General features: G+C 62.6%; 1 protein-coding gene. It reads right to left on the reverse strand.

All coding sequences use genetic code 11. The annotated features are described in order from the left end of the window. Nucleotides 1-222 (reverse strand): hypothetical protein (locus EXE42_RS19665; protein WP_206750733.1); only part of this gene is annotated, 222 nt, incomplete at its 3' end. Nucleotides 223-294 lie beyond the last annotated feature (72 nt).

Below are 294 nucleotides of genomic sequence, written 5' to 3' on the forward strand. Positions count from 1 at the left end.
TGGACCGCGTGAGGGGTACCCTTCGGGCGGGAGATACACCCCATCGGGCGTACAGCGACACGCCGTACAGTACACCGTGTCGTCATCCCGCACCGATAGTGATCCCTCACACGTCTCGTGGGGGCATGAGCGAGTGTCCTCGGGTTCGTCCGTTCGAATCGCATCTGCGAGCGACGTGACCCCCGCCAACTCGTTGTCGCTCTCGGGACGGGTACTGCTCATGCCATGAGCTCCTCGGTCGCCTCGTCAATCGTCGCCTGGTACTCTACGGCAGCGCGGTCACAAAGACCTAAA

The organism is Halorubrum sp. SP3 (assembly GCF_005435195.1).
In the GTDB taxonomy this organism is placed as follows: domain Archaea; phylum Halobacteriota; class Halobacteria; order Halobacteriales; family Haloferacaceae; genus Halorubrum; species Halorubrum sodomense.